This window comes from Achromobacter sp. ACM02 (assembly GCF_014851605.1).
Lineage (GTDB): Bacteria > Pseudomonadota > Gammaproteobacteria > Burkholderiales > Burkholderiaceae_B > Achromobacter > Achromobacter aegrifaciens.
In genome coordinates, this window is the sequence record NZ_JACUZY010000001.1 from 218,032 (window position 1) to 244,448 (window position 26,417).

The 26,417-nt window shown below is 64.8% G+C and carries 24 protein-coding genes; 11 read left to right on the forward strand and 13 right to left on the reverse strand.

What is annotated here, in order from left to right; genetic code table 11:
* Window positions 1-58 precede the first annotated feature (58 nt).
* The 11 genes from flgG to IB258_RS01010 all read left to right on the forward strand — a co-directional run bounded on the left by flgG (window position 59) and on the right by IB258_RS01010 (window position 14,925).
* A complete protein-coding gene (flgG, locus tag IB258_RS00960) occupies window positions 59-844 on the forward strand; it encodes a flagellar basal-body rod protein FlgG (protein ID WP_054456673.1) in 786 nt (261 codons plus the stop codon).
* Entirely contained in the window at window positions 844-1,533 is a 690-nt protein-coding gene (locus IB258_RS00965) for a flagellar basal body L-ring protein FlgH (protein ID WP_119452089.1), read from the forward strand. Before flgG ends, IB258_RS00965 begins: the two co-directional genes overlap by 1 nt.
* Window positions 1,534-1,535: 2 nt before the next feature.
* On the forward strand, window positions 1,536-2,672 hold the full coding sequence (locus tag IB258_RS00970) for a flagellar basal body P-ring protein FlgI (protein WP_119452088.1): 1,137 nt from the start codon (window positions 1,536-1,538) through the stop codon (window positions 2,670-2,672).
* A 5-nt stretch (window positions 2,673-2,677) separates the two neighbouring features.
* Window positions 2,678-3,655, forward strand: a complete 978-nt coding sequence (gene flgJ, locus IB258_RS00975) for a flagellar assembly peptidoglycan hydrolase FlgJ (RefSeq protein WP_054456676.1) — start codon at window positions 2,678-2,680, stop codon at window positions 3,653-3,655.
* A 70-nt stretch (window positions 3,656-3,725) separates the two neighbouring features.
* Window positions 3,726-5,393 (forward strand): flagellar hook-associated protein FlgK, encoded by a 1,668-nt coding sequence (gene flgK / locus IB258_RS00980; protein WP_192352002.1) that lies wholly within the window; start codon window positions 3,726-3,728, stop codon window positions 5,391-5,393.
* A 47-nt stretch (window positions 5,394-5,440) separates the two neighbouring features.
* Window positions 5,441-6,685, forward strand: a complete 1,245-nt coding sequence (flgL, locus tag IB258_RS00985; protein ID WP_054456678.1) for a flagellar hook-associated protein FlgL — start codon at window positions 5,441-5,443, stop codon at window positions 6,683-6,685.
* Between the two features lie 141 nt (window positions 6,686-6,826).
* Window positions 6,827-8,716, forward strand: coding sequence for a methyl-accepting chemotaxis protein (locus IB258_RS00990; RefSeq protein WP_192352003.1), 1,890 nt, complete (start codon window positions 6,827-6,829; stop codon window positions 8,714-8,716).
* 99 nt (window positions 8,717-8,815) lie between these two features.
* Window positions 8,816-10,666 carry a methyl-accepting chemotaxis protein gene (locus tag IB258_RS00995; protein ID WP_175163438.1) on the forward strand — a complete coding sequence of 617 codons (1,851 nt, stop codon included), beginning with the start codon at window positions 8,816-8,818 and terminating at the stop codon, window positions 10,664-10,666.
* A gap of 29 nt (window positions 10,667-10,695) precedes the next feature.
* Window positions 10,696-11,163, forward strand: coding sequence for a hypothetical protein (locus IB258_RS01000; protein WP_054456681.1), 468 nt, complete (start codon window positions 10,696-10,698; stop codon window positions 11,161-11,163).
* A 139-nt stretch (window positions 11,164-11,302) separates the two neighbouring features.
* Window positions 11,303-13,036, forward strand: a complete 1,734-nt coding sequence (locus IB258_RS01005; RefSeq protein WP_054456682.1) for a methyl-accepting chemotaxis protein — start codon at window positions 11,303-11,305, stop codon at window positions 13,034-13,036.
* 293 nt (window positions 13,037-13,329) lie between these two features.
* Entirely contained in the window at window positions 13,330-14,925 is a 1,596-nt protein-coding gene (locus IB258_RS01010; RefSeq protein ID WP_054456683.1) for a PAS domain-containing methyl-accepting chemotaxis protein, read from the forward strand.
* 51 nt (window positions 14,926-14,976) lie between these two features.
* Here the strand turns inward: IB258_RS01010 and fliR are convergent, their stop codons facing one another.
* The 13 genes from fliR to fliF form a co-directional block, all read right to left on the reverse strand.
* Window positions 14,977-15,765 (reverse strand): flagellar biosynthetic protein FliR, encoded by a 789-nt coding sequence (fliR, locus tag IB258_RS01015; protein WP_054456684.1) that lies wholly within the window; start codon window positions 15,763-15,765, stop codon window positions 14,977-14,979.
* A gap of 33 nt (window positions 15,766-15,798) precedes the next feature.
* On the reverse strand, window positions 15,799-16,068 hold the full coding sequence (gene fliQ, locus IB258_RS01020) for a flagellar biosynthesis protein FliQ (protein ID WP_008163193.1): 270 nt from the start codon (window positions 16,066-16,068) through the stop codon (window positions 15,799-15,801).
* Window positions 16,069-16,087: 19 nt separating this feature from the next.
* Window positions 16,088-16,879: a flagellar type III secretion system pore protein FliP gene (gene fliP, locus IB258_RS01025; protein WP_192352004.1), complete on the reverse strand. Its 792-nt coding sequence runs from the start codon at window positions 16,877-16,879 to the stop codon at window positions 16,088-16,090.
* 27 nt (window positions 16,880-16,906) lie between these two features.
* Window positions 16,907-17,230: a flagellar biosynthetic protein FliO gene (gene fliO, locus IB258_RS01030; protein ID WP_059380380.1), complete on the reverse strand. Its 324-nt coding sequence runs from the start codon at window positions 17,228-17,230 to the stop codon at window positions 16,907-16,909.
* Between the two features lie 10 nt (window positions 17,231-17,240).
* Window positions 17,241-17,783, reverse strand: coding sequence for a flagellar motor switch protein FliN (gene fliN / locus IB258_RS01035; RefSeq protein WP_054456687.1), 543 nt, complete (start codon window positions 17,781-17,783; stop codon window positions 17,241-17,243).
* Window positions 17,776-18,783: a flagellar motor switch protein FliM gene (fliM, locus tag IB258_RS01040; protein WP_054456688.1), complete on the reverse strand. Its 1,008-nt coding sequence runs from the start codon at window positions 18,781-18,783 to the stop codon at window positions 17,776-17,778. The genes fliN and fliM overlap by 8 nt, the downstream gene beginning before the upstream one ends.
* Window positions 18,784-18,785: 2 nt before the next feature.
* Window positions 18,786-19,403, reverse strand: coding sequence for a flagellar basal body-associated protein FliL (gene fliL, locus IB258_RS01045; RefSeq protein WP_192352005.1), 618 nt, complete (start codon window positions 19,401-19,403; stop codon window positions 18,786-18,788).
* A 170-nt stretch (window positions 19,404-19,573) separates the two neighbouring features.
* Window positions 19,574-20,968, reverse strand: coding sequence for a flagellar hook-length control protein FliK (locus tag IB258_RS01050; protein WP_192352006.1), 1,395 nt, complete (start codon window positions 20,966-20,968; stop codon window positions 19,574-19,576).
* Window positions 20,969-20,992: 24 nt separating this feature from the next.
* Window positions 20,993-21,442 (reverse strand): flagellar export protein FliJ, encoded by a 450-nt coding sequence (fliJ, locus tag IB258_RS01055; RefSeq protein WP_054456691.1) that lies wholly within the window; start codon window positions 21,440-21,442, stop codon window positions 20,993-20,995.
* Complete coding sequence (gene fliI, locus IB258_RS01060; RefSeq protein ID WP_175180796.1) at window positions 21,435-22,925, reverse strand: flagellar protein export ATPase FliI; 1,491 nt, start codon at window positions 22,923-22,925, stop codon at window positions 21,435-21,437. Before fliI ends, fliJ begins: the two co-directional genes overlap by 8 nt.
* Window positions 22,922-23,665 (reverse strand): flagellar assembly protein FliH, encoded by a 744-nt coding sequence (fliH, locus tag IB258_RS01065; RefSeq protein WP_054456693.1) that lies wholly within the window; start codon window positions 23,663-23,665, stop codon window positions 22,922-22,924. The genes fliI and fliH overlap by 4 nt, the downstream gene beginning before the upstream one ends.
* A complete protein-coding gene (gene fliG / locus IB258_RS01070) occupies window positions 23,658-24,668 on the reverse strand; it encodes a flagellar motor switch protein FliG (protein ID WP_054456694.1) in 1,011 nt (336 codons plus the stop codon). Before fliG ends, fliH begins: the two co-directional genes overlap by 8 nt.
* Window positions 24,658-26,319 (reverse strand): flagellar basal-body MS-ring/collar protein FliF, encoded by a 1,662-nt coding sequence (gene fliF, locus IB258_RS01075; RefSeq protein ID WP_054456695.1) that lies wholly within the window; start codon window positions 26,317-26,319, stop codon window positions 24,658-24,660. The genes fliG and fliF overlap by 11 nt, the downstream gene beginning before the upstream one ends.
* Between the last annotated feature and the right edge of the window lie 98 nt (window positions 26,320-26,417).

Sequence of the window (26,417 nt, forward strand, 5' to 3'; positions counted from 1 at the left end):
ACTGAACTAGAAACATTTTTTGCGCGCGGCAGGGCCGCGGCACCAGGAGTACTTCATCATGATGCGTTCGTTGTGGATCGCCAAGACGGGTCTGGAAGGTCAGCAGACTTCCATGGACGTGATTTCGAACAACTTGGCCAACGTTTCGACCAATGGCTTCAAGCGCGGTCGCGCCGTGTTCCAGGACCTGATGTACCAGACGCTGCGTCAGCCTGGCGCCCAAGTCGGCGACGCTACCCAGCTGCCGTCGGGCCTGCAACTGGGTACCGGTGCGCGCGTGGCCGCGACCGAGCGCATCCACACCGCCGGCAATCTGAACAACACGGGCAGCGAGATGGATATCGCCATCAATGGCCGTGGTTTCCTGCAGGTCGAACTGCCTGACGGCACCCAGGCCTACACCCGCGACGGCGCACTGCAACGCGACCAGAACGGCCAGTTGACGACCGTCAGCGGCTACGTGATCCAGCCGCCGATGAACATCCCCGACAATGCGCTGTCGATCTCCATTGGTAACGACGGCATCGTTTCGGTGACGCAGCCCGGCGCCGCTGGCATCAACGTGCAGATCGGCCAGCTGCAGATCGCCACGTTCATCAACCCCACCGGCTTGCAGAGCGTCGGCGAGAACCTGTACCTGGAGACCGACGCTTCGGGACCCGCCAACCTGTTGCAGCCTGGCGTGGACGGCGCCGGTTCGATCATGCAGAAGTACGTTGAAACCTCCAACGTCAACGTCGCTGAAGAGCTGGTCAACATGATCACCACCCAGCGCGCCTACGAAATGAACAGCAAGGCCGTCAAGACCTCGGACGAAATGCTGGCCCGCCTGACCCAACTGTGATGCCCATGTCTGTCCTGCGCCTGGTATCGAGTGCGGCCCTGGCTATGCTGGTGGCCGGTTGCGCCATGATCCCGCCCGAGCCCATCGTGACCGGGCCGACGACGGCGGCGCCGCCGCCGCCGCCCACGCCCATGGCGCAGCCCACGGGCTCGATCTATCAGCCGACGACCTACGGCAACTATCCCTTGTTCGAGGACCGCCGGCCGCGCAACGTGGGCGATATCGTCACCATCGTCCTGAACGAAAAGACCAACGCTTCCAAGAACGTCGCCACCAACACCAACCGCAGCGGCAGCGCTTCCCTGGGCATCGCCGCCGCGCCGTCCTTCATGGATAGCTGGGCCAATGCCAACCTGAACACCGACGCCAAGGGCGGCAATGTGTCGCAGGGCAAGGGCGACAGCACGGCGAACAATGCCTTTACCGGCACCATCACGACCACGGTGGTGGGGGTGATGTCCAACGGCAACCTGCAGGTCGCGGGCGAAAAGCAGATCGCCATCAACCGGGGCAGCGAATTCGTGCGTTTCTCCGGCGTGGTTGATCCGCGCTCCATCACCGGCACCAACACCGTGTCGTCCACGCAGGTGGCCGACGCCCGCATCGAGTACCGCAGCAAAGGCGTCATGGACGAAGTCCAGACCATGGGCTGGCTGCAACGCTTCTTCCTGATCGCTTCGCCGTTCTGAACATGAAACAACCGAATCCGATATCCGCCTTGGTGTCCTTGTTGGCGCGCGTCTGCATTTCGGTCGGGCTGATGGCCGGCGCGGGTGCGGCGCACGCCGAACGGCTCAAGGACCTGGCGTCGATCCAGGGCGTGCGGGGCAACCAGCTGATCGGCTATGGCCTGGTCGTGGGTCTGGATGGCAGTGGCGATCAGGTGCGGCAGACGCCGTTCACGCAGCAAAGTCTGACCAATATGTTGTCGCAGCTGGGCATTACCGTTCCGCCCGGCAGCAATATGCAATTGAAGAACGTGGCCGCGGTCATGGTCACGACCACGCTGCCGGCATTCGCCCGGCCGGGCCAGACGCTGGACGTGGTGGTTTCGTCCATGGGAAACGCCAAGAGCCTGCGCGGAGGCACATTGCTGATGACCCCGCTCAAGGGGGCCGATAGCCAGGTCTACGCGATCGCCCAGGGCAACATCCTGGTGGGCGGCGCGGGCGCCTCCGCCGGTGGCTCCAGCGTGCAGATCAACCAGTTGAATGGCGGGCGCATTAGCGCGGGCGCCATCGTAGAGCGCGGCGTGCCCACCACGTTCGCGCGTGACGGCTACGTTTATGTGGAACTGAACAATACCGATTTCGGCACGGCGCAGAATGTGGCCATGGCGTTGAACCGCAAGTTCGGCCAAGGCACCGCCACTGCGCTGGACGGACGCGTGGTGCAGGTGCGCACACCGATGGATCAGGCTTCGCAGGCGCGCTTCCTGTCGCAGCTCGAAGACTTGCAGGTGGCGCGCGCGCCCACGGTGGCCAAGGTCATCATCAATGCGCGCACGGGTTCGGTCGTCATGAACCGCACCGTCATGATCGAAGAAGCCGCCGTGGCCCACGGCAATCTGTCGGTCATCATCAATCGCCAGAACCAGGTATCGCAGCCTGACACGCCTTTCACCGAAGGGCAGACGGTGGTGGTACCCAATACGCAGATCGAGGTGCGTCAGGAGAACGGTTCCCTGCAACGCGTGAGCACCAGCGCCAATCTGGCGGATGTGGTCAAGGGCTTGAATGCCCTGGGCGCCACGCCGCAGGACCTGCTGGCGATTCTGCAGGCCATGAAGACCGCCGGCGCCTTGCGCGCCGAACTGGAAATCATCTGACGGCCATGGCGTACACCAATGATGCGGCGCGCGGCGCCAGCCGGCAGGATTCGGTTTTCGACATGGGCCGCCTGTCTGACCTGAAGCGCGATGTCAAAAAGGATCCTGAGGGGACCGAGCAGCAGAAACAGGTTGCCAAGCAGTTCGAGGCCCTGTTCCTGCAGATGATGGTCAAGCGCATGCGCGAGGCGACGCCCAAGGAAGGGCTGTTCGACTCGCAGCAGACGCAGATGCTGCAGTCCATGGCGGACGAGCAGCTGGCCCTGCATCTGGCGTCGCCTGGCATCGGCCTGTCCGGCGCCATTCTGGCGCAGATGCAGCAGGGCAAGCCCGGCGAGTTGGGCGCGGATGCTGTCAAGCGCCTGGGAGAGGGCGCGGACCTCGATTTCCGCGCCGCTGGCTCGCGCGAAGTGTCGGCATTGCTGAATGTGATGCGCAATAACAGCGCGCAGAACCGGGCGCTGGCCGCTGCGGAAGGCGCGCCCGACCACGTGGTCGCCTTCGTGTCCAAGATGTCGCGCGCAGCCAATCTCGCTTCCCAGCAAAGCGGCGTGCCGGCCCGCCTCATCATGGGCCAGGCGGCGCTGGAGTCGGGCTGGGGCAAGCGCGAGATCAAGCACCAGGACGGCAGCACCAGCTACAACCTGTTCGGCATCAAGGCGGGATCCAGCTGGAAGGGGCAGGTTGTCAACGTACTGACTACTGAATACGAAGACGGAGTGGCGAAAAAGGTGACGCAACCTTTCCGCGCCTACGCGTCCTACGAGGAATCGTTCGCGGATTACGCCCGTCTGATCGGCAACAGCCCGCGCTACGAGGCCGTCACGCAGGCCCGCAACGAGATCGAGGCGGCGCGCCGGATCCAGGACGCGGGTTATGCGACGGATCCCCAGTATGCGCAAAAGTTGATCGGCGTGATGAGCCAGCTGCGGGGCGCGGCATCCAAGGTGGAAATTTCTCGCCAGATGTTGGAAGGACTCTAAATTCGGATCACCTCCTGCCGTTAATTGGATATCCAGGTATATCAGCGGTTAAATACGGGGCATTGTCAGCATGAATATGTATAAATTGGCGCTGGGCGGGCTGAACGCCGCTCAGGCAGGGCTGGCCACCACCAGCCACAATATCAACAATGCCACCACGGTCGGTTACAACCGCCAGCGCGTCATGGTTTCGACTGCCGGTGCCCAGGCGACCAGCAACGGCTACATAGGCCGAGGCGTGCAGGTCGACACGGTCGTGCGCAGCTACGACAGTTTCCTGTACAAGCAACTGGTCGGCGCTCAGGGCAGTGGCGCCCAGTTGCAGACGCAATACAACCAGGTCTCGGCAATCAACAACCTGTTCGCCGACCGCACCGTCGGCATCGCGCCAGGCCTGACCAATTTCTTCACCAGCATGAATGCGGTGGCCAGCAAGCCTGCCGACCCTGCCGCGCGCCAGGATTTGCTGGGCAAGGCCAATAGCCTGGCCACCCAGATCCGTTCGGCCTACACCGAGATGCAAAACCAGCGCATCGGCCTGAACACGCAGATCACCACGACGGTCGAGCAGGTCAACAGTTATCTGACGCGTATCGACGATCTGAACCAGCAAATCTCGCTGGCTACGGGCAAGGCGGGCGGCAGTCCTCCGAACGATCTCCTGGATCAGCGCGACCAGGCCGTCATGGAACTGAATCAGCTGGTAGGCATCACCACCTACGAACAGGGCGACAAGATCAATATTTCGCTGGCCAATGGCGGCCAGGCGCTGCTGTCCGGCAGCACCATCTATCCGCTGCAAGCGGTGGCTTCCTCCAAGGATACGGGACGCACCGCCATTGCCTACACGCTGCCGGCCGGCTCGGGTAAGACGGTCGCCGTGGAGCTGGATGATGCGGAAGTGACCGGCGGCTCGCTGGGCGGCCTGTTGCAATTTCGCGCGACTTCGCTGGATGTCATGCAAAGCCAGCTGGGTCAGATGGCCGTCGGCCTGGCGCTGTCCTTCAACGAGCAGCACAAGCAGGGCCTGGACCAGAACGGCAATCCCGGCACGGACTTCTTTGGCATCGGTTCGCCGCAGGGCGTACCGAATGCGCAGAACAAGAGCAACGCGTCGCTTTCGGGTCAGTTCACGAACCTGAACAACATCAACGCCAAGGAATACGAGATTTCCTTCGACGGCACGAACTACCGCGTGCTGCGCATGCCGGAAGGTTCGCAGGTCTACAACGGTCCGGCCACCGGGACGCCGGGCACGCTGAATCTCGACAGCGAGATGGGTGTGACCCTGACCATCAGCGCGCCGCCCCAGGCTGGCGACAAATGGTCGCTGGCACCCACGCGCGATGCGGCACGCGATCTTACCGTTCTGATCTCCGATCCTTACAAGATCGCGGCGGCCGACTTAGAAGGCGGTGACGCCAACGGCAAGAACGCGCTGAAACTGGCTCAGCTGCAGAACAGCAAGGTGCTTGGTAACGGCACGATGAGCGTGAACGATATGTTCGGCCAGGTGGTGAATACGGTTGGGGTGCAAACCGCTCAACTCAAGTCCGCGGCGACCGCGCAGGCAAACCTGATCACGCAGAAGACTGCGGCGCAGCAGGCGGTCTCGGGCGTCAACCTGAACGAAGAATACGTCAGCCTGTCGCTGTACCAGGAACAGTATCAAGCCAGTGCTCGCATCATTGATGTGGCCAGCACCATGTTCGACACGCTGCTGGGTCTGCGCGGCTGATCGGATCGTTGAATCGTGACAAATAAAGAAAATTTCGGAGCTTCACCATGCGCCTGAGCACCTCGATGATGTACTCGAACGGCCTGAAGGGCGTTCTCTCTCAGGAATCCGATATGAACCGCCTGGTTGAGCAGGTCGGTAGCGGACGCAAGAACCTGAGCCCTGCCGATGACCCCTTGGCGGCGGCGCAGGCCATCAGCGTCGCACAGACGCAGAGCATGAACAGTACGTATGGCATGAACCGCCAGACGGCCAATACGAACCTGGGTCAAGAGAACAACACCTTGACCGCCGTCACGAACGCTCTGCAGGAAGCGAGAACACGCATCATCCAGGCGGGTGGCGTGCTGTCCGATACGGATCGCCAGACTCTCTCCGCGGCACTCAAGAGTACCCGTGAAGCGATGCTGGGCTTGGCCAATACCACCGATGGCAATGGCCAGTACCTGTTCTCCGGTAATGATGGCAGCGTCATGCCGTACGCGAAGAATGCTGCCGGTCAGATTGTTTACAGCGGCTCGGTCGGCGAACGAACCATTCAGGTTGATCAAAGCCGGCAACTGTCCACCAGTGACCTGGGCAAGGACATTTTTGCCCGAGCCAATCCGGGTTCGCAGGCTTTCGTCGCATCGGCTGCAAGCGCCAATACCGGGACTGCCCAGTTCGGCGCGCCTTCCGTTGTGCCCGGATCTGCCAACAACGGAAAGAGTTTTGCCGTGCAGTTTGAGGCCGATGCGGTTACGGGCGCTATCGGTTACCGGGTTACGACGACCAATCCCGACGGATCTAGCTCCACAGTACCGGCTGCGGGGTTGCCTGCTACCGGGTATACCGATGGTGCGACCATTGATTTTGGCGGCGTGTCGGTGGCAATCAAGGGTGCTCCCAACGCAGGCGACGTGATCAATGTCGAGAGCGTTCAGGCCGCCGATATGGATGTGTTCGCAGCCCTGGACGATGTGATCGCTGCTCTGGATGCGCCCAGCAGCGGCGATCCGGTGGCGACGGCAAAGTTGAACAATGCACTCGCTACCGCCAACAAGAAGTTGGCAAATACCTATGACAACGTGCTGACGGTACAAGCTTCGGTCGGCGCTCGCATGAATGAACTGGATGCGCTGGATGCCACCGGTACGCAGAAGGGGCTGTCCTATTCCAAATCTCTCTCGGATCTGGAAGAACTGGACTACTACCAAGGCGCCAGCCAGCTCGCGTTGCGCCAGGTCGCGCTGCAAGCGGCGTCGGCAGCATTCATGACCATCCAGGGATCAAGTCTGTTCAGCCGCAAGTAGCAATGCGGTAGGTACAAAAACGCGCCATCGGGTGCGTAGGGTTGCGCCTTTGCGGACGCTACTGGCCAGGGGCCGGGGCGTCCGTGTGTGCGTGCAGAGTAGGAAATAGTCGTTTCACATTGCTTAACGCTCGGATATTCCATGCTTGTCAACTTGAAAGTCCGCACCTGTCTCGTTCTGGTGTTGCTGCTCTTCACGGGCGCCATGTTCATCTCAAATGGCGTGGCGTGGATGGGGCTGAACTCGAGCAATGAGAAGCTGGAGCGGGTCAACGACGCCTATTCCACGCAGGCCTCGCAGCTGAACCGGGCCTACATCCTGTTCCTGCGCGGCCGCTTGCTGTTGGCGACGTCGCTGATGGATCTGCAGCAAGGAAAGACCGAACAGGCGACTTCGCAGGCCAAGCGCGCGGAAGGTTTGATGCAGGAAGGCGCTCAGGCGCTGGACGCATACCGCAAGGCACCGCGCCTGGAAGGCTCGGAGGCGTTGAATCAAAAGCTGGAAGGCGCCTACAAGCAGTTCAGCGACGTGGTCAGGCGTCAGGCGGCTGCGTTGTCGACCATGGCCGTGCAGGACTACCTGGATCTGAACGACGCGGGAAGCGCGGCGAACACGGCTCTGAGAGAGGCCGTCGGCGGCGTGCTGGCGCATATCGACTCCAGCACCGATGAGCTGGTGGTGCAGGCCGAAGCGGCCCACGGCGTTTCGCGCACGGTCACGATAGTCATGCTGGCGATCTCCCTGGCCTTGGCATTGGGCTGCTGGCTGTTCATCAGCCGGACCGTGCTGCGCCCGTTGCGGGAAGCGGGCGACCATTTTGAAAAGATCTCGGGCGGCGATTTCACCGGGCGCATCGACGTGCGCAGCACCAACGAGATTGGCCAATTGTTTGGCGCTATCAAGCGTATGCAGGAAAGCCTGACCCGCACCGTGGCGCTGGTGCGCCGTGGCGTGGACGAGATCAACGTGGGCTCGCGCGAGATTTCCGCCGGCAACACGGACCTGTCCAGCCGCACCGAGCAGCAGGCGGCCTCGCTGGAGGAAACCGCGGCGTCGATGGAAGAACTTGCGTCGACCGTGAAGCAGAACGCGGACAATGCGCGCCAGGCCAATCAGCTGGCGGCCAGCGCTTCCGATGTGGCCGAGCGCGGCGGTTCTGCGGTGTCGGAAGTGGTCAGCACGATGCAAGGCATTTCGGCCAGCTCGCGCAAGATCTCCGAGATCGTGTCGGTGATCGACGGCATTGCCTTCCAGACCAACATCCTGGCGCTGAATGCGGCGGTGGAAGCGGCGCGCGCGGGTGAGCAGGGCAAGGGCTTTGCGGTGGTGGCCGGCGAAGTGCGCTCGCTGGCGCAGCGCAGCGCCCAGGCGGCCAAGGAAATCAAGGGCCTGATCGAGGATTCCGTGACCAAGGTCAGCGCGGGCTCGCAGCAGGTGGAGCGCGCAGGGTCGACGATGCAGGAGATCGTGGCCTCGGTGAAGCGGGTGACGGACATCATGGGCGAGATCTCGGCGGCGTCCGAAGAACAGTCCAGCGGCATCGACCAGGTGAACCGCGCGGTGTCGCAGATGGACGAGGTGACGCAGCAGAACGCGGCGCTGGTGGAAGAGGCGGCGGCTGCCGCGGGCTCCCTGCAGGAACAGGCGCAGCGCCTGGCCGAAGCGGTGGCCGTGTTCAAGATCAATGCGGGCGAAGTGATCGAAGTCCCCGCGCAGCAATTGGCATCGCAACGCAGCGCGCCCCGCATGCCGGCGCCGCCCGCACAGCCGCAGGCTGCGGCAGGCAAGGTGCCCGCCGAACCCGCCAACGCTGAAGCGCCTCAGCCGGCGGAACCTGCACCCAAGGCGGCGCCTGCGCCACGCCTGACTCAGGTCGCCCGGCCCAAGCCAGCGCCGGAAGCGGCTACCACCGTTCGTCCGCTACGCCGGCCAGCCAGTCGCCCGGCGAGCGCCAAGGATGCCGCGCCTGCGGCGCCAGCCCCCAGCCGGCGCCCGACGCCTGCGGCGGATGACGATTGGGAGTCTTTCTGACGGAGGGATCCGTCAGCGCAGCACAGGCAGTAAAGCTACCCCCCTATTTACGGCCTGGCGGCAAGAGTGCCGTCGGGACGACTACCGGAATATACGGAAATGTTTAGCAATCTGAAGGTGCGTACGGGCTTGATGCTTGCCCAGTTGGCCGTAGCGCTGGCCGCGCTGGTTTCCATCGTCCTGGGCTGGAACAGCATGCGTTCCAACTCCGAGGCGATCAATGCGCTGGATAGCTTGAGCGTACAGCAGGCGAATCTGATCAAGGACGCTTACACGCAGATGCTGCGCGCGACCATACGCGCCGACATCGCTGCCGCGCAGCGGGCCACGGGCGACGCCAATGGCGCCAGCGAGAACACCCGTACGGTGCAACAGCTGGTCGCCGACGCCAAGAAGAAGATGGAGACCTTCAAGGCCATCCCGAAGACCACGGCGGTAGGAAAGAGCGCCGAGGGTGACCTTCTTTCCTCGTTCAACGGCTTTGCAGACGCATTGCAAGCCATGATGTCGGCGTTGGACAAGGGCGATTCGGCGGCTTACCTGGATTTGAAAAACACCAGGGCCGGCGCCGCGAGCGGGGCGTTCTCGAAACAACTGGGCGAATTCGCCAAAGACATTACCTCCTACAGCGAAGAGATGGTGTCGTCCTCGCGCTCGCAGGCGGCGACGATGGCCATTGTGTACGCCGCGTTGGCGGTGCTGATCGTGGCGGTATGGCTGGGCGCCTTCCTGTTCATGAATCGTGTCGTTCTGCGGCCTTTGCGCGCTGTCAGCGACAGCTTCGACAAGATCGCTGGCGGTGATCTGACCGTCCGCGTAGACGTGACCTCGACCAACGAGATCGGCACGTTGATGGCTGCGGTCAAGCGCATGCAGGAAAGCCTGACTCGTACCGTATCTGCGGTGCGCCGTGGCGTGGACGAGATCAACGTGGGCTCGCGCGAGATTTCCGCCGGCAATACGGACCTGTCCAGCCGCACGGAAGAACAGGCCGCTTCGCTTGAGGAAACCGCGGCTTCGATGGAGCAACTGGCATCGACCGTGAAGCAGAATGCGGATAACGCGCGCCAGGCCAACCAGCTGGCGGCCAGCGCGTCCGACGTGGCCGAGCGCGGCGGTTCGGCGGTGTCGGAAGTGGTCAATACCATGCAGGAAATCTCGGCCAGTTCGCGCAAGATCTCCGAGATCGTGTCGGTGATCGATGGCATTGCCTTCCAGACCAACATCCTGGCGCTGAATGCGGCGGTAGAAGCGGCCCGCGCGGGTGAGCAGGGCAAGGGTTTTGCCGTGGTGGCGGGCGAAGTGCGCTCGCTGGCGCAGCGCAGCGCCCAGGCGGCCAAGGAAATCAAGGGCCTGATCGAGGATTCCGTGTCCAAGGTCGGCGCGGGTTCGGAGCAGGTGGAGCGCGCCGGCTCGACGATGCAGGAGATCGTGGCCTCGGTGAAGCGCGTGACGGACATCATGGGCGAGATCTCGGCCGCGTCGGAAGAACAGTCCAGCGGCATCGACCAGGTCAACCGTGCCGTGTCGCAGATGGACGAGGTGACGCAGCAGAACGCGGCGCTGGTGGAAGAGGCTGCCGCGGCCGCAGGTTCGCTGCAGGAACAGGCGGAACGCCTGGCCGAAGCGGTGGCTGTGTTCAAGGTCAATGCGGGCGAAGTGATCGAAGTCCCCGCGCATCAGTTGGCGGCTCAACGTCCGGCGGCGCGCGTGGCTGCCCCGGTCGCGCCCGCAGCGCAGGCGGACGCACCCGCGGCGGAGGCCAAGGCAGTGCCGGCCGTGCGCTTGACGCATTCCACCCGGACCAAGCCGGCTGCGGCTGAAGGGGCGACAGCGGCGCGGCCGCTGCGCCGTCCCACGGTACGTCCGGCTGCTGCACCGGCGGCCAAGCCCGCCGCGACGGCTGGCCGCCGATCAGCGCCTGCGGATGACGACTGGGAATCTTTCTGACACCGGCGTTGCCGGTAAATGGGTAGGGTATGCGAGGCTATATACATCTTCTGGCGACGGCCGTGGTGGCGGTTCTTCTGGTCGGCTGCGCGGCGTCCGGGCACAATTTCGACCCGGACAAGCTGTCGACCTTGACCCCTGGGCAAACGACGCTGGAAGAGGCTTCACGTGCACTGACCGCCCCGCCCGACAAACTCTACAAGCAGACCGACGGTACGCTGCTCGCGCTCTGGGCCTTCAAAATCACCTTCGTCGCGGACGGCTTGTATAGCCGCAAGGAAGCGCTGCTGCAATTCGGTCCGGACGGCCGACTGCTGCGCCTCGTCGACAGCACCAATATCTTGCTGGAACCCTGGGAACGCCAGAAGCTGCTGGGACCCGCGCCTATGCCTGACTTGCGTCAGGACATGGCGCCGCCCGCCGCGGCCCCCGAGGTGCAGACCATCTACATACCGGGTCCGGGTGAACCGGCCGGATTGCAGCCTCAGGGCAAATAGCGCCCTGTAGTCCAGCGGGGAGCATCGCGGCGCGAGCCGCGATGTACGTCGCCCGGAGTGCATGTCTCGTGTAACAAGGCATGTCCATCGGGTGGTTTTTTATTTGGTCAGAGTAGTTCCTGAGGGATGGGGAAATAATATGGAAGCGAGTCTCGAGTCCGGTACGAAGTCCGGAAAGGTCGGCAAGAAGAAGGCCGCGCGCGCACCCAAGGTGAAGCGCAAGCTGCGGTTGCGCGATGCCCGCGTCGGCACCATGTTGCTGTGGGTCATGGCGTTCTTCGCCGTGTTGATCGCGGCGGTGGGCGGTCTGGCCGCGTATTTCCTGCAGAACAACTATGAGTCGATTCGCGAGGTCAATGCACTGACCGAACGTTCGAAGCAGGTCGAAGTGATCAACAGCGACATGTTGCGCGCGCGGGTTGCCTTGATGGTCGCCGCGCGCCACCTGCAGGAATCCGGCTGGGGCAGCGGCGAGAACTCGGCCCGCGATGCCGCGGCGGCCTTGAAGGGCGCCACGGACCTGCTGACCGGCGTGCGCAGCCGTTTCGCCGATTTCCAGAAGAACATGCTGCAGGACGATACGGGCCGCCAGCTGTCCATGAACCTGGTCCGTCGTTATCGTTCCTACATCGACGACGGCGTGGATACCATGGTCGAAGCCCTGCGCAGCGAAGACTATTCCACCTTCTATATGGTGAACAACGAGTACGGCACGCCGCGCAGCGCAGCCTTCATCGAGGCGCTCAGCGAGTTTGGCAAGTACATCGGTGACCAGCAGCAAGCCACGATCGAAAAGGCCGAAGCCAATTTCAACCTCGCCATGGTGGCGGTGGGTGTCGCGGTCGGCCTGGCTGTGCTGCTGATGATTCTGGCGCGTCTGGTGTTCGGCCGCCTGGTGGTGCGCCCCTTGGTGGAAGCCGGCCAGCATTTCGACAAGATTGCAGCCGGAGACCTGACCAGCCGCGTGGAAGTGCGTTCTCACAATGAGATCGGCCAGTTGTTCGCCGCGCTCAAGCGCATGCAGGAAAGCCTGACCCGTACCGTATCCGCGGTGCGCAGCGGCGTGGACGAAATCACGGTGGGTTCGCGCGAAATCTCGGCCGGCAATACGGATCTGTCCAGCCGCACGGAAGAGCAGGCGGCTTCGCTGGAGGAAACCGCGGCTTCGATGGAAGAACTTGCGTCGACCGTGAAGCAGAACGCGGACAATGCGCGCCAGGCCAACCAGCTGGCGGCCAGCGCTTCCGATGTGGCCGAGCGCGGCGGTTCGGCGGTGTCGGAAGTGGTCAGCACGATGCAAGGCATTTCGGCCAGCTCGCGCAAGATCTCCGAGATCGTGTCGGTGATCGACGGCATTGCGTTCCAGACCAACATCCTGGCGCTGAATGCGGCGGTGGAAGCAGCGCGCGCGGGTGAGCAGGGCAAGGGCTTTGCCGTGGTGGCGGGCGAGGTTCGCTCGCTGGCGCAGCGCAGCGCCCAGGCGGCCAAGGAAATCAAGGGCCTGATCGAGGATTCGGTGAGCAAGGTCGGCGCGGGCTCGCAGCAGGTAGAGCGTGCGGGTGCGACGATGCAGGAGATCGTGGCCTCGGTGAAGCGGGTGACCGACATCATGGGCGAGATCTCGGCCGCTTCCGAAGAGCAGTCCAGCGGCATCGACCAGGTGAACCGTGCCGTGTCGCAGATGGACGAGGTGACGCAGCAGAACGCGGCGCTGGTGGAAGAGGCGGCGGCTGCCGCGGGTTCGCTGCAGGAGCAGGCCCAGCGCCTGGCCGAAGCAGTGGCCGTGTTCAAGATCAACACGGGCGAAGTGATCGAAGTTCCTGCGCACCAGTTGTCAGGCGGTTACGCCGCGCCGACGCTGACGCAGGCTTGATGCCCGTCGTCTGACGTCAGTAACAGGACCGCGGCCGCGCTGATGCGCGGCCGCGGTCCATATGCTTTGCGCCTTGGCGTGCGCAAATTCATGCGCACGTTAAGTTTTCGAAAATTTGGTCGTTAACAACAATAACGCCTGAAAAGGGCGGTGAACAGTGTTCGAAAATGCGGGGCCGTGCCGTCCCGGAGCCTGACGAACCTGGCGGGGGAACACGTCTATGCGGGGCGTCAGATCCGGTTTGCTCGCCGATATTCATTCGCTGCTCGACATGATGTATCCGGAGGCAAGCTGTGCGCGTCAACCTACCCGTCCACAATGTAGAAACCAAGCTGCGCGAGGATCAATACCTTATCTCGCGTACTGATACCAAGGGCCGGATCGTCTATGCGAACCCGGCTTTTGTCGAAGTCAGCGGTTTCTCCCGCGAAGAACTCATCGGCAAACCGCACAACATCGTGCGCCATCCCGACATGCCGCCCGAAGCCTACGAAGACCTGTGGGAAACGCTGCAGGCCGGAGAGTCGTGGCTGGGCCTGGTGAAGAATCGGCGCAAGGACGGCGGTTACTACTGGGTGCTGGCCAATGCAACGCCCATCGTCGAAAACGGCGAGGTCGTGGCGTATTCCTCGGTACGGGTGCGCCCCTCCGAAGAACAGATCGAAATGGCTGAGGATTTGTATGCCCGAATTCGCGAGGGCACGGCCAAGGGCGTGCGCATCCTGCGCGGGCGTCCCGTGCGGGCGGGCTGGCGGCGCGGCGTGGACGTGCTGGCATTTCCATTCCGGCGCAATGTCCGCAGCCGCATGCTGCGTCACGCGCTGCTGTCATCCGCAATCATGGCTGGCGCGGGCATTTACGGCCTGCGGGCCAATTGGGCGGAACTGGGCACCTTGGGCGCGAGCGTTGGCTGCGCGGCCATTGCGCTGGGCGTCATCGCCATCTTTGGCATGGGCTGGCGCCTGTCGCGCTCGCTGCTGGATCCGATGGTGGATGCCGCCAATATGGCGCGTCAGGTGGCCGCGGGCAATCTGACCACGCAGATCGTGGCGGATTCCGACGATGAAGTCGGAAGTTTGAAGTTCTCGCTGGAAGTGATGCGCAAGAGCCTGATCGGGATTGCACAGGACGTGTATCGCGGCATTGAAGGCACGACCCATGCCGCAGCGCATATCGCGCGCGGCAACCAGGAACTCGCGGGCCGTACCGAAGGCCAGGCGGCGTCCTTGCAGCAGACCGCGGCCAGCATGGAACAGCTGACCTCCACGGTGCGGCAGAACGCCGACAACGCGCGTCAGGCCAACCAGCTTGCGGCCAGCAGCATGGAAGTGGCGCGCAAGGGCGGCGTGGCGGTCGGGCAGGTGGTCAGCACCATGCACGGCATTTCGGACAGCTCCCGCAAGATCGCCGATATCGTCAGCATCATCGAAGGCATCGCGTTCCAGACCAACATCCTGGCCCTGAACGCCGCCGTGGAAGCGGCCCGCGCCGGGGAGTCCGGCAAGGGCTTCGCGGTGGTGGCGGGCGAGGTCCGCAGCCTGGCACAGAAGAGCGCGCAGGCAGCCAAAGAGATCAAGGGCCTGATCGAAGACTCGGTGGAGCGCGTGACCGAAGGCTCCCAGCAGGCCGAGCAGGCGGGCGCGACGATGCAGGACATCGTGGCCGCCGTGCATCGTGTCACCGACATCATCGGCGAGATCTCGCAGGCTTCGCAGGAACAGTCCAGCGGCATCGAGCAGGTGGATACGGCGGTGTCGCAGATGGACGTGATGACGGTGCAGAACACCGCGCTGGTTCAGGATCTGGGTGGCGCCGTGATGCAGCTGGGCAACCAATCCGGCGCGCTGCGCGAGACGATCCGGGTGTTCCGTCTTACCGGGCAGCAGTAAACGGGAACGGGCGGTGTTACGCGCCGCCCGGCATCCACCACCAGTCCAGTCCTATTTGCCCGCCAGAGCGTCGGCGACCCGGCTCATCGCCGTGAGCCCTGATTCGAACAGCGATTCCAGGAAGGGCCCGGCGTGCGGCAGCACGACCGTCAGAATGGTGACGCCGATGATGAGCGTTACGGGAAAGCCGATAGAGAACACTGACAGCTGCTGCGCGGCGCGGTTCAGGATGCCCATGGCCAGGTTGATGGTCAGCAGCGCGCAGATCAGGGGCAGGGCCAGCAACAGGCCCGATACGAATATGGTCTTGCCCCATTCCACCACCACGCCAAAGCCGTTCTGATGCAACTGGATCATGGCGACGGGCAAGGTGTCGAAAGAGCGAACCAGCGCAGCCAGGACCAGCAGATGGCCGTCCAGGGCTAGAAAAGTCAGCATCGCGATAATGTTGAACAGGCGCGACAGCACCGCGGTGTTGGCGCCGGAAGCCGGGTCGAAGAACGAGGCGAAGGACAAGCCCATCTGCAGGCCGACGAATTCGCCGGCGGTCTGCACGGCGGCGAACACCAGGCGCATCGTGAAGCCCAGCGAGATGCCGATCAGCACTTGCTGCATGACCATCCACAGCCCGGTAAACGAACCGGGCGCAATGGGCGGCACGGGATCGAGCGCCGGACTGATCGCGACGGCCAGCACGAAGGACAGTCCAACCTTGACCTTGATGGGAATCAGCGATTCGGAGAACAGCGGGGCGGTGCCCACGAGCGCCAGGATGCGCACGAACGGCCAGAGAAACTGGCCGATCCAGCCGTTGAGCTGCTCGAGCGTGAAGGCGATCATGGGAGAAGTCCGGTGTCCGGCGGCGAGGGCCGCTCAGGACACCAGCATGGGGATCTGGCCGATCAGCTGCCGTATGTAGTCGACCATGACGCCGATAAGCCAGGGGCCCAGCAGCACCAGCACGCCGCACATGGCCAGCAGCTTGGGAATAAACGACAGCGTCATTTCGTTGATCTGCGTGGCGGCCTGGAAGATGCTGATGACCAGGCCGACCACCAGCGTCACGAGCAGCAAGGGCCCGGCCATCGCCAGCACGATCTTCATCGCCTGGTAGGTCATGGTCATGACGGTTTCGGCGGTCATGGCGATTTTCCTCCAGGCGTTATTGGTAGAAGCTCTGGGCCAGGGAGCCCATGAGCAGGTTCCAGCCGTCGGCCAGCACGAAAAGCATCAGCTTGAAGGGCAGGGCCACCGTCACTGGCGGCACCATCATCATGCCCAGCGCCATCAGTACGCTGGCGACGACCAGGTCGATGATGAGAAAGGGGATGAAGATGGTGAAGCCGATCTGGAACGCGGTCTTGAGTTCGCTGGTGATGAACGCCGGCACCAGGATGCGCAGGGGCACCTGAGTAGGGTCTTCCAGCGCCGGCTGCTTGGCCAGGTTGGCGAACAGCGACAGATCGTTTTCGCGCGTCTGGTGCAACATGAAGGTACGCAGCGGCGCGGCGGCGCGCTCGACGGCCGCCTCGAACTGGATCGAGCCTTCGGACAGCGGCTTGTAGGCGTCGGTGTAGATCTTGTCGAACACCGGCGACATCGTATAGAAGGTCAGGAACAGCGCCAGGCCGATCAGCACGTGGTTGGGCGGCGACATGGCCGTGCCCATGGCGCTGCGCAGCAGGCCCAGCACGATGATGATGCGGGTGAAGCCCGTCATCATCAGCAGCGCGGCAGGCAGGAACGACAGCGACGTCATCAGCAGCAAGGTCTGCATGCTGAGCGAATAGGTTTCGGAACCGTTCGGACCCGGCGTGGCGGTCAGCGCGGGCAAGGTGGCCTGCGCGACGACACCCGCGGGAAACAGGGTAAGGCCCAGCAGGGCGGCGGCGCCGAGCAGGTGCAGTGCGCCGGGCCGGGCGCGGACGGATGTCGTGCTTGTGGGCAAACTCATGGGTGTCGCTTGGAGGGCGCGGCAGCGCTAGCGGCGCTTGAGCGCCTGGCCCAGCTTGGCCGCGAAGGCGGCCGCGGGCAAGGTCGAAGCCTCCGGCAACTGGCCGGCGGGCAGGGTATGCAGGGTATTGAGCTGGTTCGGGCCGACGCCCACCACCAGCCAGGTATTCTCGACTTCCACCACCACGATGCTCTGGCGCGGACCGACGGGCAGGCTTGCGACCTGCCGCAGCAGGTTGCCGCCGCCGCGTTGTGTCAGCCCGGCGCGGCGCGCCAGCCAGGCCGAGGCCAGGATGGCGGCCACGACCAGGATCAGGCCGGCAAAGACGCGCAAGAGGGCGGAATCGTCCATGACGCCAGGATCAACGGCGGTTGTTCAAGCGGTTGATCCGCTCGGACGGCGTGATGATGTCGGTCAGGCGGATGCCGTACTTGTCTTCCACGACCACGACTTCGCCCTGGGCGATGAGGTAGCCGTTGACGAAGATGTCCATCGGCTCGCCTGCCAGGCCGTCCAGCTCGACCACGGAACCCTGGCCCAGTTGGAGCAGGTTCTTGATGGTCAGGCGGGTGCGGCCCAGCTCGACCGTCAGCTGGACGGGTACGTCCATGATCAGGTCGATGTCGGCGCCAGCGCCGCCGGCGGTGCCGGCCAGGGGCTTGAACACGGATTGCGCAGCCGGTTGGGCTGCTGCGGCAGGAGCTGCAGGTGCCGCCGCGGCAGGGGTCGGCGCGGCCGCGGGAGCGGCCGCGCTGGTTTGCTCGGCCATGGCGGCGGCCCAGTCGTCCTGCGGCTTCAGGCCGTCGGCCTGGGTGGGCGGATTGGCGCGGGATTGTTCGGCGAGCGCGTCGGCCCAGTCGTCGGCCGGGGACGAGCCGGTACCGGGCTCGTTCTTGTCAGTCATGGTCAGAGGCCTCGTTGGATTCTGTATCGTGGGTAAACATGTTCTGTACGCGCAGGGCGTACTGGCCGTTGAAGACGCCGTAGCCGCATTCCATCAGCGGCACGCCGTCGACGCTGGCGACTATGGTTTCGGGTACGGTCACGGGGAGGACGTCACCGACCTTCAGGCTCATCAGTTCGCGGATCGACGAGGGGATGCGGGCAAATTCCGCTACCACGTCGATGTCGGCGCTACGTACCTGGCGCGAGAGCTGCTGCGCCCAGCGCTGGTCCACTTCTTCGAGCGTGGTTTCCTGCAGCGGGCGCGTCAGCAGATCGCGCACCGGTTCGATCATGGAATAGGGCAGGCAGATGTTCAGGTCGCCGCCGGTCGCGCCGAATTCGATGTGGAACGAGGTGACGACCACCACTTCATTGTTGCCGGTGATGCTGGCGAACTTGGTGTGCATCTCCGAACGCACGTACTCGAATTCGATCGGATAGACGGGATCCCAGGACTTGCCGTAGCTTTCCAGGGTCAGGTTGAGCAGGCGCCGGATGATGCGCTGTTCAGTCGTGGTGAAGTCGCGGCCTTCGACGCGCGTGTGGTAGCGGCCATCGCCGCCGAACAGGCTGTCGATGACCAGGAACACCAGGTTCGGGTCATAGGTGAAGAGGGCCGTGCCGCGCAGGGGCTTCATCTGAATCATGTTCAGATTGCTCGGCACGGGCAGGTTGCGTTCGAAATCCGCGTACTTCTGGATCTTGATCGAACCTACGGTGATGTCCGCGCTGCGGCGCATGAAGTTCAGCAGCACGTGGCGCATCTGCCGGGCGAAACGCTCGTTGATGAGCTCCAGCGTCTGCATGCGGCGGCGCACGACGCGCTCGGGCGAACTCAGGTCGTAGGCGCGGGCGCCGGCGTTCGGGTCCGCGGCGGTAGCTTTGCTGTCGCTTTCGCCGGTGACGCCCGCCAACAGCGCATCAACCTCGTCCTGCGAAAGAAATGCCTCGTAGGCCATGCTTATTGCACCACGAACGCCGTGTACAGTACGTCGGTGACATACTGGCCGTCCGGCAGGGGCGAGAAGGGGCGATTCACGGCCTGCTTGATGGCGTTGGCCATGTCGGTCTTGCCTTGTTGAGTCTGCACGCCGGTGGGCGATTGCGACGACAGCACCATCAGGATGCGGCTGCGCACTTCAGGCATGTACTTTTCGAGGCGCGAGCGGGTCTGCTCATCGCTGACGCGCAGCGTCAGGCCCACATGCATGATGCGTTCCGTATCCGGATTCTGCAGCGTGACGGTGAAGGGTTCGATCGGTACGAAGATCGGGGCGGGCACGGCGACCGGGTTGGCCGGCGGCGCGACGAAGGTGGTCTGGGTGGCTTGCTGGCCTTGTTCGGGCTGGCCGGGTTGGCCAGGCTGTCCTGCCGGCACCTGACCAACGCCGAGCTGCACGGTTGCGCTGTTCTGCGGCTGCATGCGTTGGGTGATGAACCAGGTTGCGCCGGCGCTGGCCGCGGCAACGATGAGCAGGACCAGGATTGCCAGCAAGGGGCGAAGAATACGGCCCATGCCGCCGGAGCGGGAAGAAGGCGCGCCGCGCGCAGGCATGGGTGAAGGTTTGGAAGTCGCCATCTCGGTGTCGATGCGTGTTTTGCCGCTGATGAAAACGGGTTCTTAGTGGATGAAAGCATTCTGCCCCAAATGCCGCTTCCGCTTGGAGGCGAAAAACAGGGCGAAAGCCGCGTATCTCAAGCTATTGCTGCACCGCCCGCAGCCGTGGCCGGGAGCGATGCGTTGCTTTGTCAGGCGAAGGTGTCCACCAGCGCGTTGGCGTTGCGCGGGGCCGTTACCGCAGCCGGTGCTTCAGCCACGGCTTCGGCGCCAGTCTGGGCGCCTCCGGCATGGCGTTGCGAGCCGTTGCCGCCTTGTTGCGCGAACTCCTGTTGGGCGGCTTGTTCACCCACGCTGGTCTGGCCCAGCGAGATGCCGGCCTGGGCCAGCGCCTGCTGCAGTTGCGGGATGGCGGTTTCGATCGCCTGGCGTACCGAGGCGTGGGCCGACACGAACGAAGCGCTGGCGACGCCGTCCGACAGGTTCAGGCTGACGCGCAGCGGGCCGAGATCGGGCGGATCGAGGCGCAGTTCGGCAGTTTGCATGCCTTGGCGCGCGTTGTGGCTCATCATGACGACCTGTTGGCCGAGCTCCGTGCCCCAGTGGGTGCCGCCGACGGGAGTGGCGACTTGCAGCACGACCGGCACGACCGGAGCGGCGACCGCTGCAGGGTTTGCAATGGGAGCGGCGGCAGGACGCTGCGCGGCTGCGGCAAGCGCCTGGGCCAGATGGTCCTGGGCCGAGGCGCCATGCTGGGGTGCCTGGAATTGCTGTTGCGCGCTGGCCAGGGCAGGGGTCTCGTCGGTCTGTTCTGGCATGGTGCCATGGTCCGCGGCGGGGCGTGCGTCGCGCGCGGGACGGGGCAGCGCGACCTCCGCAGCGAGTCGCGGCGTTTCGGCCTTGACGGGCGCGGTAGCGGCCGGGGTGCGGACCGGCGTTTGCGCGACGGCCGCGGCGTCAGTGCCGGGCTTGGCTGCCGCGGTGACGACCGGTACGGCGATTTCTGCCTCGCGGGCGGCCAACGCGGCGGCAGCCTCTGCCTGCGGAGCGGTCAGGCCGACAGCGCCAGAGGCTGCGATGGCAGCGGCCTGCGCCTGCGTCGCGGGTGCCGCGTCGGCGGCATTCAATGCGGCGGTCAGAACGGCGGCGCCGCTGCTCATCGCTGCGGCGGCAGCGGTGGCGTTGCCGCGCGCGAGCTGCACTTGTTCTGCGGCCTGGGCCGCGATTTCGAGGGCTTGCTGCGGGAGTATGACCGCGGGTTGCGCGGCCGCAACGGCGAGTGCGCCTGCCTCGGCCTGCGCGGCGGCTTGCACCGCCTCGTCGATGGCGCCGGCGGCGGCGCCTTCGGCGCGGGCGGCTGGGTCGCTGGATGTCTTGCCATCAGCCGGCGTCTTGGAGCCGTTGTTCGCGGGGCGCGAGTCGGCGGCCTGGGTGGGGCGTTGTTGCGCGGGACGCTGCTGGGCCAGCACGTCGGAGAAGCTGGGGCCCTTCTTGTTGTTTACAGGCGCGCTCTTGGCGCCGAGCGCGTCGGCGATCGACGAGGGTGCGGCGGGCGCGATGGAGGGCAGGGGCAGGGGAGCGTTCATCTGGGGCTTCCTGTTAGGTATTGCTTAATGCATGCCGGTCTGGCGCTGGACCAGACGGGCGGAATATTCATCGTTGGCGCGCTGTTCGCGGCGGGATTCCACCACGGCCTGGGCGCGCAGTTCGCGCTGCGCCAGGGCGTCGTAGGAGTTGAGCTTGCGCTTTTCCTGTTGCCAGTAGAGCCGGCCCTTGGCGAGGTTGTCGTCGGCTTGGCGCAACACGCCTTGTTGTTGGCTGATGGCGTCGTCCAGCGTGCTGATGAAGCGCTGGTAGTTATGGCAGTCGCTGGCGGACATTCCGCTGGTCATTGCCTGTTGCAACCGTTCCAGGTAGTCCTGACGGTAGTCGTGCAGCATGGACAGCTGGCGTTCGGCGTTGGTGCGTTCGGCGCTGAGCCTGCCGAGGAGGCGGGCGGCTTCGTCCGTGCTCTCTTTGGCCAGGTTGATCAGCATGTCCAAAGGCAATTGGCTAGGCATAAGCGTCCCTCAATTCGAAACTGGCGCGCAATTGGCTGACGGCGGCTTCATAGCCGACGTTTTCGCCGATGTCTTGTTGCAGGAAGGCTTCCAGGCGTGGATAGCGGGCGATGGCCTCGTCCAGCTGCGGATCGTTGCCGGCAGCGTAGGCGCCCACCGCGATCAGATCGCGGTTGCGCTGGTAGCGCGACAGGCTTTGCTTGAAGCGGCGCACCACGGCGAACTGCTCGGGCGTGATCAGCGAAGTCATGGCGCGCGAGATCGACGCTTCGATGTCGATGGCCGGGTAATGGCCTGCTTCGGCCAGGTGGCGCGACAGCACGACGTGGCCATCCAGGATGGCGCGAGCCGAATCGGCGATCGGATCCTGCTGGTCGTCGCCTTCGGCCAGCACGGTGTAGAAGGCGGTGATCGAGCCGGCCTTGCCGGATGGTCCAGGCGCGCCCATGCCGGCGCGCTCGACCAGCGTCGGCAGCTTGGCGAAGACCGAGGGCGGATAGCCCTTGGTTGCCGGCGGCTCGCCGATGGCCAGCGCAATCTCGCGCTGCGCCATGGCGTAGCGGGTCAGCGAATCCATGATCAGGAGCACGTCCAGGCCCTGATCGCGGAAGTGTTCGGCCAGACGCGTGGCGTAGGCGGCGCCTTGCAGGCGCAGCAACGCCGACACGTCCGCCGGCGCAGCCACCACGACGGAGCGCGCCAGACCCTCCGGGCCCAGGTTGTGTTCGATGAATTCCTTGACTTCGCGTCCACGTTCGCCGATAAGGCCGACGACGATGACGTCGGCCTTGGTGTAACGAGCCATCATGCCGAGCAGCACGCTCTTGCCGACGCCAGACCCTGCGAACAGGCCCATGCGCTGTCCGCGGCCGACGGTGAGCAGGCCATTGATGGCGCGCACGCCGGTGTCGAGCACCGTATCGATGGGGGCGCGGGATAGCGGGTTGATCGGTTGGGCGGACAGGGGGGCCAGTTCGGCGCCCGTGAGCGGGCCCAGTCCGTCCAGCGGGCGGCCGGCGCCGTCCAGGACCCGGCCCAGCAAGGCGTTGCCCACCGGCAGGTGGCGGCCCAGCTGCGGCTTGGCGTTGCCGTTCAGTTCGGCCTTGCGCGGCAACGGAATCTGGCGTTGCACGGGGGGCTCGCCAGGCACGACGCGGGCGCCGGGCGGCAGGCCCGAGATATCAGCCTGCGGCATCAGGTAGAGCGTGTGGCCGTCGAAACCCACGACTTCGGCATCCGCCCAGTGGTCGTGGCCGCGAGCGATTTCGATGCGGGCGGCTGCTCCGACGGGCAGACGCAGGCCGGTCGCGTGCAGCACCAGACCTGTGGCGCGCGTGATCTTGCCGCTGACGAGCCACGGATCGGTCGAGCCCGCGCGGATGGAGCCGATTTGCAGTTGGGTCTGCCAGCGGTCGATGACCGGAACCGTAATAGCGGGCGCAGCCGGTTGGCCTGGCTGGAGGGAGGCCGGATTGGCGCTCACACCGGTTCCTCCCAGGATACGTTGCGGCCCAAGGAGGCCGCGACCCGGCGCCAGCGCGTCTGCAAGGTGGCGTCGATGTCACCAAAGGGCGTTTCGGCGCGGCAGCCTCCGCGCGAGATGGACTCATCGGCCAGGACGCGCCAGTGGCCTTCCTTGAGCTCATCCGCCAGATGCAGGCGGATCAGTTCGATGTCTTCGGGGTTGGCCCACAGGCGCATCTGGCCACCGGCGGTGGGGTTGATGTGCAGCACTTCCCGCACCGCGTTGATAACGGTTTCCGGCTGGTCTGCGAGCGTGGTGCGCACTACCTGCTGGGCGATGTCCAGGGCGAGGGTCAGCAGGCCCTGGCCCATTTTTTCTTCGAGCGAGCCGAGGGAAGCGGCGCAGGCTTCGACCAGCGCATGCAGGCGCTGTGCTTCCGCGGCGCCCTGTTCACGCGCCTGGACGAGACCTTCTGCGTAGCCTTGTTCGCGGCCGGCGGCCAGGCCGGCTTCGTAGCCAGCCTGTTGGCCAACTTCCAGGCCGGCGGCATGGCCCTGCGCGTGGCCTTCCTCGCGGCCTTCGACAAGCGCCTGGGCGCGCAGCTGGGCCATCACCACTTCGGGATCCGGTCCGGGGTCGGGTTCGGGTTCCGGCTCCGCCTCGACGACCGCGGGCTCGTCGAACGACAGCATCTGCCAGCGCCGCCAGGCGGCGCTGCGCGAGATGAGCGTCGTGGCGCCGCTGTCCACCTCAGACATAGGTGTCGTCTCCCTGGTTGCCCAGGACGATCTGGCCGCTTTCGGCCAGGCGACGCGCGATCTGCAGGATCTTCTTCTGCTCGGTCTCGACCTTGGACATGCGGATCGGACCTTGCGCGTCCAGGTCTTCGCGCAGCATTTCGGCGGCGCGGCTGGACATGTTGCGCAGGAACTTGGCGCGCAGCTCTTCCGGGGCGCCTTTGAGCGCAACCATGAGCGTGTCGTTGTCGATTTCCTTGAGGATGAGCTGGATGGCGCGATCCTCGACGTCGAGCAGGTTGTCGAAGACAAACATCTCGTCGATGATCTTCTGTGCCAGATCGTTGTCGCGCTCGCGCAGGCTGGCGACCACGGTTTCTTCCTGGGTCGAGTTCATCATGTTCAGGATCTCGGCCGCGGTGCGCACGCCGCCCATCTTGCTGCGCTTTGCGCCCTGGCCGGCCAGGACCGAATTCAGGACTTCCGTGAGCTCGGACAGCGCTGCGGGCTGCACGCCGCCGAACGTGGCGATACGCAGCATCACGTCGTTGCGCAGGCGGTCCGTCAGGAGCGCCAGTACGCCGGCGGCGCGGTCGCGCTCCAGGTGCACCAGGATGGTCGCGATGATCTGCGGGTGTTCGTCGCCGATCAGTTCGGCCACGGTGTTCGGATCCAGCCAGTTCAGCGCATCGATGCCGCTGCCGCCTTCGCCGGCTTCCAGGATGTCTTCGATCAGGCCGGCTGCGCGGTCGCTGCCCAGTGCCTTGGTCAACACGGTGCGGATGTAGTCGTCCGAGCCCAGCGTGACGGCCATGAATTGGTCGGCTTCCTGGCGGAACTCTTCCAGTACCACCGCAACGTCGCTGCGCGTGACCTGTTTCAGGCTGGCCATGGCGGCGCCGACCTGCTGGACTTCACGGGCGCCGAGGTATTTGAAGACCTCGGCCGCCGCATCTTCGCCCAGCGACATCATCAGCACGGCGCTGCGCGTCATGCCGTCCAGCGGGGTGGAATCATTTTTCATCTTTATTCATCCAGGTGCGCAGAACCATCGCGACGGCGCGCGGATCCTTGTTGGCCATCGTGCGGGCGCGTTCCAGGTTGTCCTGGTAGCGGTCCACTTCCTTGGCGCGGGCCGCGTCCTGGGCCTCGCGTGCAGCTTCGATGCGTTCGGCTTCAGCCTGTTCCGGATCGACCGGCGGGTAGAGGTAGTCGCCCACCGTGCGGCGCAGCAGGCGATACAGCCACAGTGCCAGCACGCCACCGACCAGCCAGGCCAGGATCGTCTTGAACAGCGAGATCATTTCCGGATCGCGCCACATCGGCACCGGCGGCGGGCCATCGTTGAACTGACTGTTGACCAGGTTGAGCGAGTCGCCACGGGTCTCGGAGTAGCCCATGGCTTCGCGCACGAGGTTGGTCAGCTTGTTCAGCTCTTCGGCCGGCAGGGGCTGCAGTTCGCCGTCTTTGTCGCGCATGTAGTTGACCACCACGGCCACCGACAGGCGCTTGAGGTTGCCTACCGGCTGCTTGATGTGGCTGATCGTGCGATCCACTTCGTAGTTGGTGGTGGCGTCGCGGCGTTCGTTGAGGTTGCCGGTGACCGCTTGCGTGCTGGTCTGCTGCTGGGCGTTGGCCGGTTGCTGCGGCTGGCCGGGGCGGGGCGGCTGGGGTTGCGGCGGGTTGGCGATGGGGGCCTGGGGGTTGGCCGGCGCCTGGTTCGACAGCGCGCCGGGCACGCCTTGCGCGGGGTTGATGCCGCGCTGGGTCGAGTCGCTGGTTTGCTGGCTGCGCACGGCGGCCTGGCCGGGCTCCTGGTTCGGGCGGTAGACCTCGGACGTTTCTTCGCGGCGGGCGAAGTCGACGTCGGCGCTGGCCTGTGCGTGCACGTTGCCGGGACCAACCAGCGGATTGAGGATGGTGAGGATGCGTTCGACCGTGCGCTGTTCCATTTCGCGCACGAAGCGCATCTGGTCGGCGTCCATGCCGCGGCCTTCGCCCATCGGCGCCGACAGCAGGCGGCCGTTCTGGTCCACGATGGATACGTTCTCGGCGGTGAGTTCGGGGACGCTCGAGGCCACCAGCCAGGAAATCGCGGAGACCTGGGCGTCGCTCAGGCTGCGTCCCGGATGCATGTTCAGCAGCACCGAGGCGGTGGGCGCCTGGCGTTCGCGCACGAAGAGAGACTGGCGCGGCATGGCCAGGTGGACGCGGGCGTGCTGCACGGTGTGCATGGCTTCGATCGAACGCGCCAGCTCGCCTTCCAGGCCGCGCTGGTAGTTGATCTGTTCCGTGAACTGGCTGGCGCCGAAGCGGGCGTTGTCCATCAGTTCGAAACCGACGGAGCCGCCGCGCGGCAATCCCTGGGACGCCAATTGCAGACGCGCGTCGTACACGCGGTCGGCCGGAACCAGCACGGCGGTGCCGGTTTCGTTATAGCGGTAGGGCACGTTCATGGTCCCGAGCGCTGCCACGATGGCGCCGCCGTCGCGGTCGTCCAGGTTTGAGAAGAGCACCTTGTATTTGGGTTCGCTGCTCCACATCGCCACGGCGACGATGACCGCGACGAGAGCCGCCGCCGCGCCCAGCAGGACAGGCTTGGGCAGTGCGCGCACCTTCTCCAGCACGGGGAACTTCGTCAACAGCGACGAACTCAGGGTGGCCTGCTGGTTCATTGGCGGCCCCCGCTGGCCACGCGGAGCTGGAATTGGGACTTCATGTCTGGGTAGGGCAGATTACACATGCAACGTGCTTCTGGTCTGGGGAGAGCGTG

Coding starts and splice junctions, on each gene's coding strand:
- fliO (WP_059380380.1), bottom strand. CDS start 17,230: ATGGACGATTCCGCCCTCTTGCGCGTCTTTGCCGGCCTGATCCTGGTC.
- fliN (WP_054456687.1), bottom strand. CDS start 17,783: ATGACTGACAAGAACGAGCCCGGTACCGGCTCGTCCCCGGCCGACGAC.
- fliL (WP_192352005.1), bottom strand. CDS start 19,403: ATGGCGACTTCCAAACCTTCACCCATGCCTGCGCGCGGCGCGCCTTCT.
- flgK (WP_192352002.1), top strand. CDS start 3,726: ATGAATATGTATAAATTGGCGCTGGGCGGGCTGAACGCCGCTCAGGCA.
- fliH (WP_054456693.1), bottom strand. CDS start 23,665: ATGTCTGAGGTGGACAGCGGCGCCACGACGCTCATCTCGCGCAGCGCC.
- fliM (WP_054456688.1), bottom strand. CDS start 18,783: ATGGCCTACGAGGCATTTCTTTCGCAGGACGAGGTTGATGCGCTGTTG.
- fliP (WP_192352004.1), bottom strand. CDS start 16,879: ATGAGTTTGCCCACAAGCACGACATCCGTCCGCGCCCGGCCCGGCGCA.
- IB258_RS00965 (WP_119452089.1), top strand. CDS start 844: ATGCCCATGTCTGTCCTGCGCCTGGTATCGAGTGCGGCCCTGGCTATG.
- IB258_RS01050 (WP_192352006.1), bottom strand. CDS start 20,968: ATGAACGCTCCCCTGCCCCTGCCCTCCATCGCGCCCGCCGCACCCTCG.
- IB258_RS00995 (WP_175163438.1), top strand. CDS start 8,816: ATGTTTAGCAATCTGAAGGTGCGTACGGGCTTGATGCTTGCCCAGTTG.
- flgJ (WP_054456676.1), top strand. CDS start 2,678: ATGGCGTACACCAATGATGCGGCGCGCGGCGCCAGCCGGCAGGATTCG.
- IB258_RS01000 (WP_054456681.1), top strand. CDS start 10,696: ATGCGAGGCTATATACATCTTCTGGCGACGGCCGTGGTGGCGGTTCTT.
- fliF (WP_054456695.1), bottom strand. CDS start 26,319: ATGAACCAGCAGGCCACCCTGAGTTCGTCGCTGTTGACGAAGTTCCCC.
- IB258_RS00990 (WP_192352003.1), top strand. CDS start 6,827: ATGCTTGTCAACTTGAAAGTCCGCACCTGTCTCGTTCTGGTGTTGCTG.
- fliQ (WP_008163193.1), bottom strand. CDS start 16,068: ATGACCGCCGAAACCGTCATGACCATGACCTACCAGGCGATGAAGATC.
- flgG (WP_054456673.1), top strand. CDS start 59: ATGATGCGTTCGTTGTGGATCGCCAAGACGGGTCTGGAAGGTCAGCAG.
- IB258_RS01005 (WP_054456682.1), top strand. CDS start 11,303: ATGGAAGCGAGTCTCGAGTCCGGTACGAAGTCCGGAAAGGTCGGCAAG.
- fliR (WP_054456684.1), bottom strand. CDS start 15,765: ATGATCGCCTTCACGCTCGAGCAGCTCAACGGCTGGATCGGCCAGTTT.
- IB258_RS00970 (WP_119452088.1), top strand. CDS start 1,536: ATGAAACAACCGAATCCGATATCCGCCTTGGTGTCCTTGTTGGCGCGC.
- fliJ (WP_054456691.1), bottom strand. CDS start 21,442: ATGCCTAGCCAATTGCCTTTGGACATGCTGATCAACCTGGCCAAAGAG.
- flgL (WP_054456678.1), top strand. CDS start 5,441: ATGCGCCTGAGCACCTCGATGATGTACTCGAACGGCCTGAAGGGCGTT.
- fliG (WP_054456694.1), bottom strand. CDS start 24,668: ATGAAAAATGATTCCACCCCGCTGGACGGCATGACGCGCAGCGCCGTG.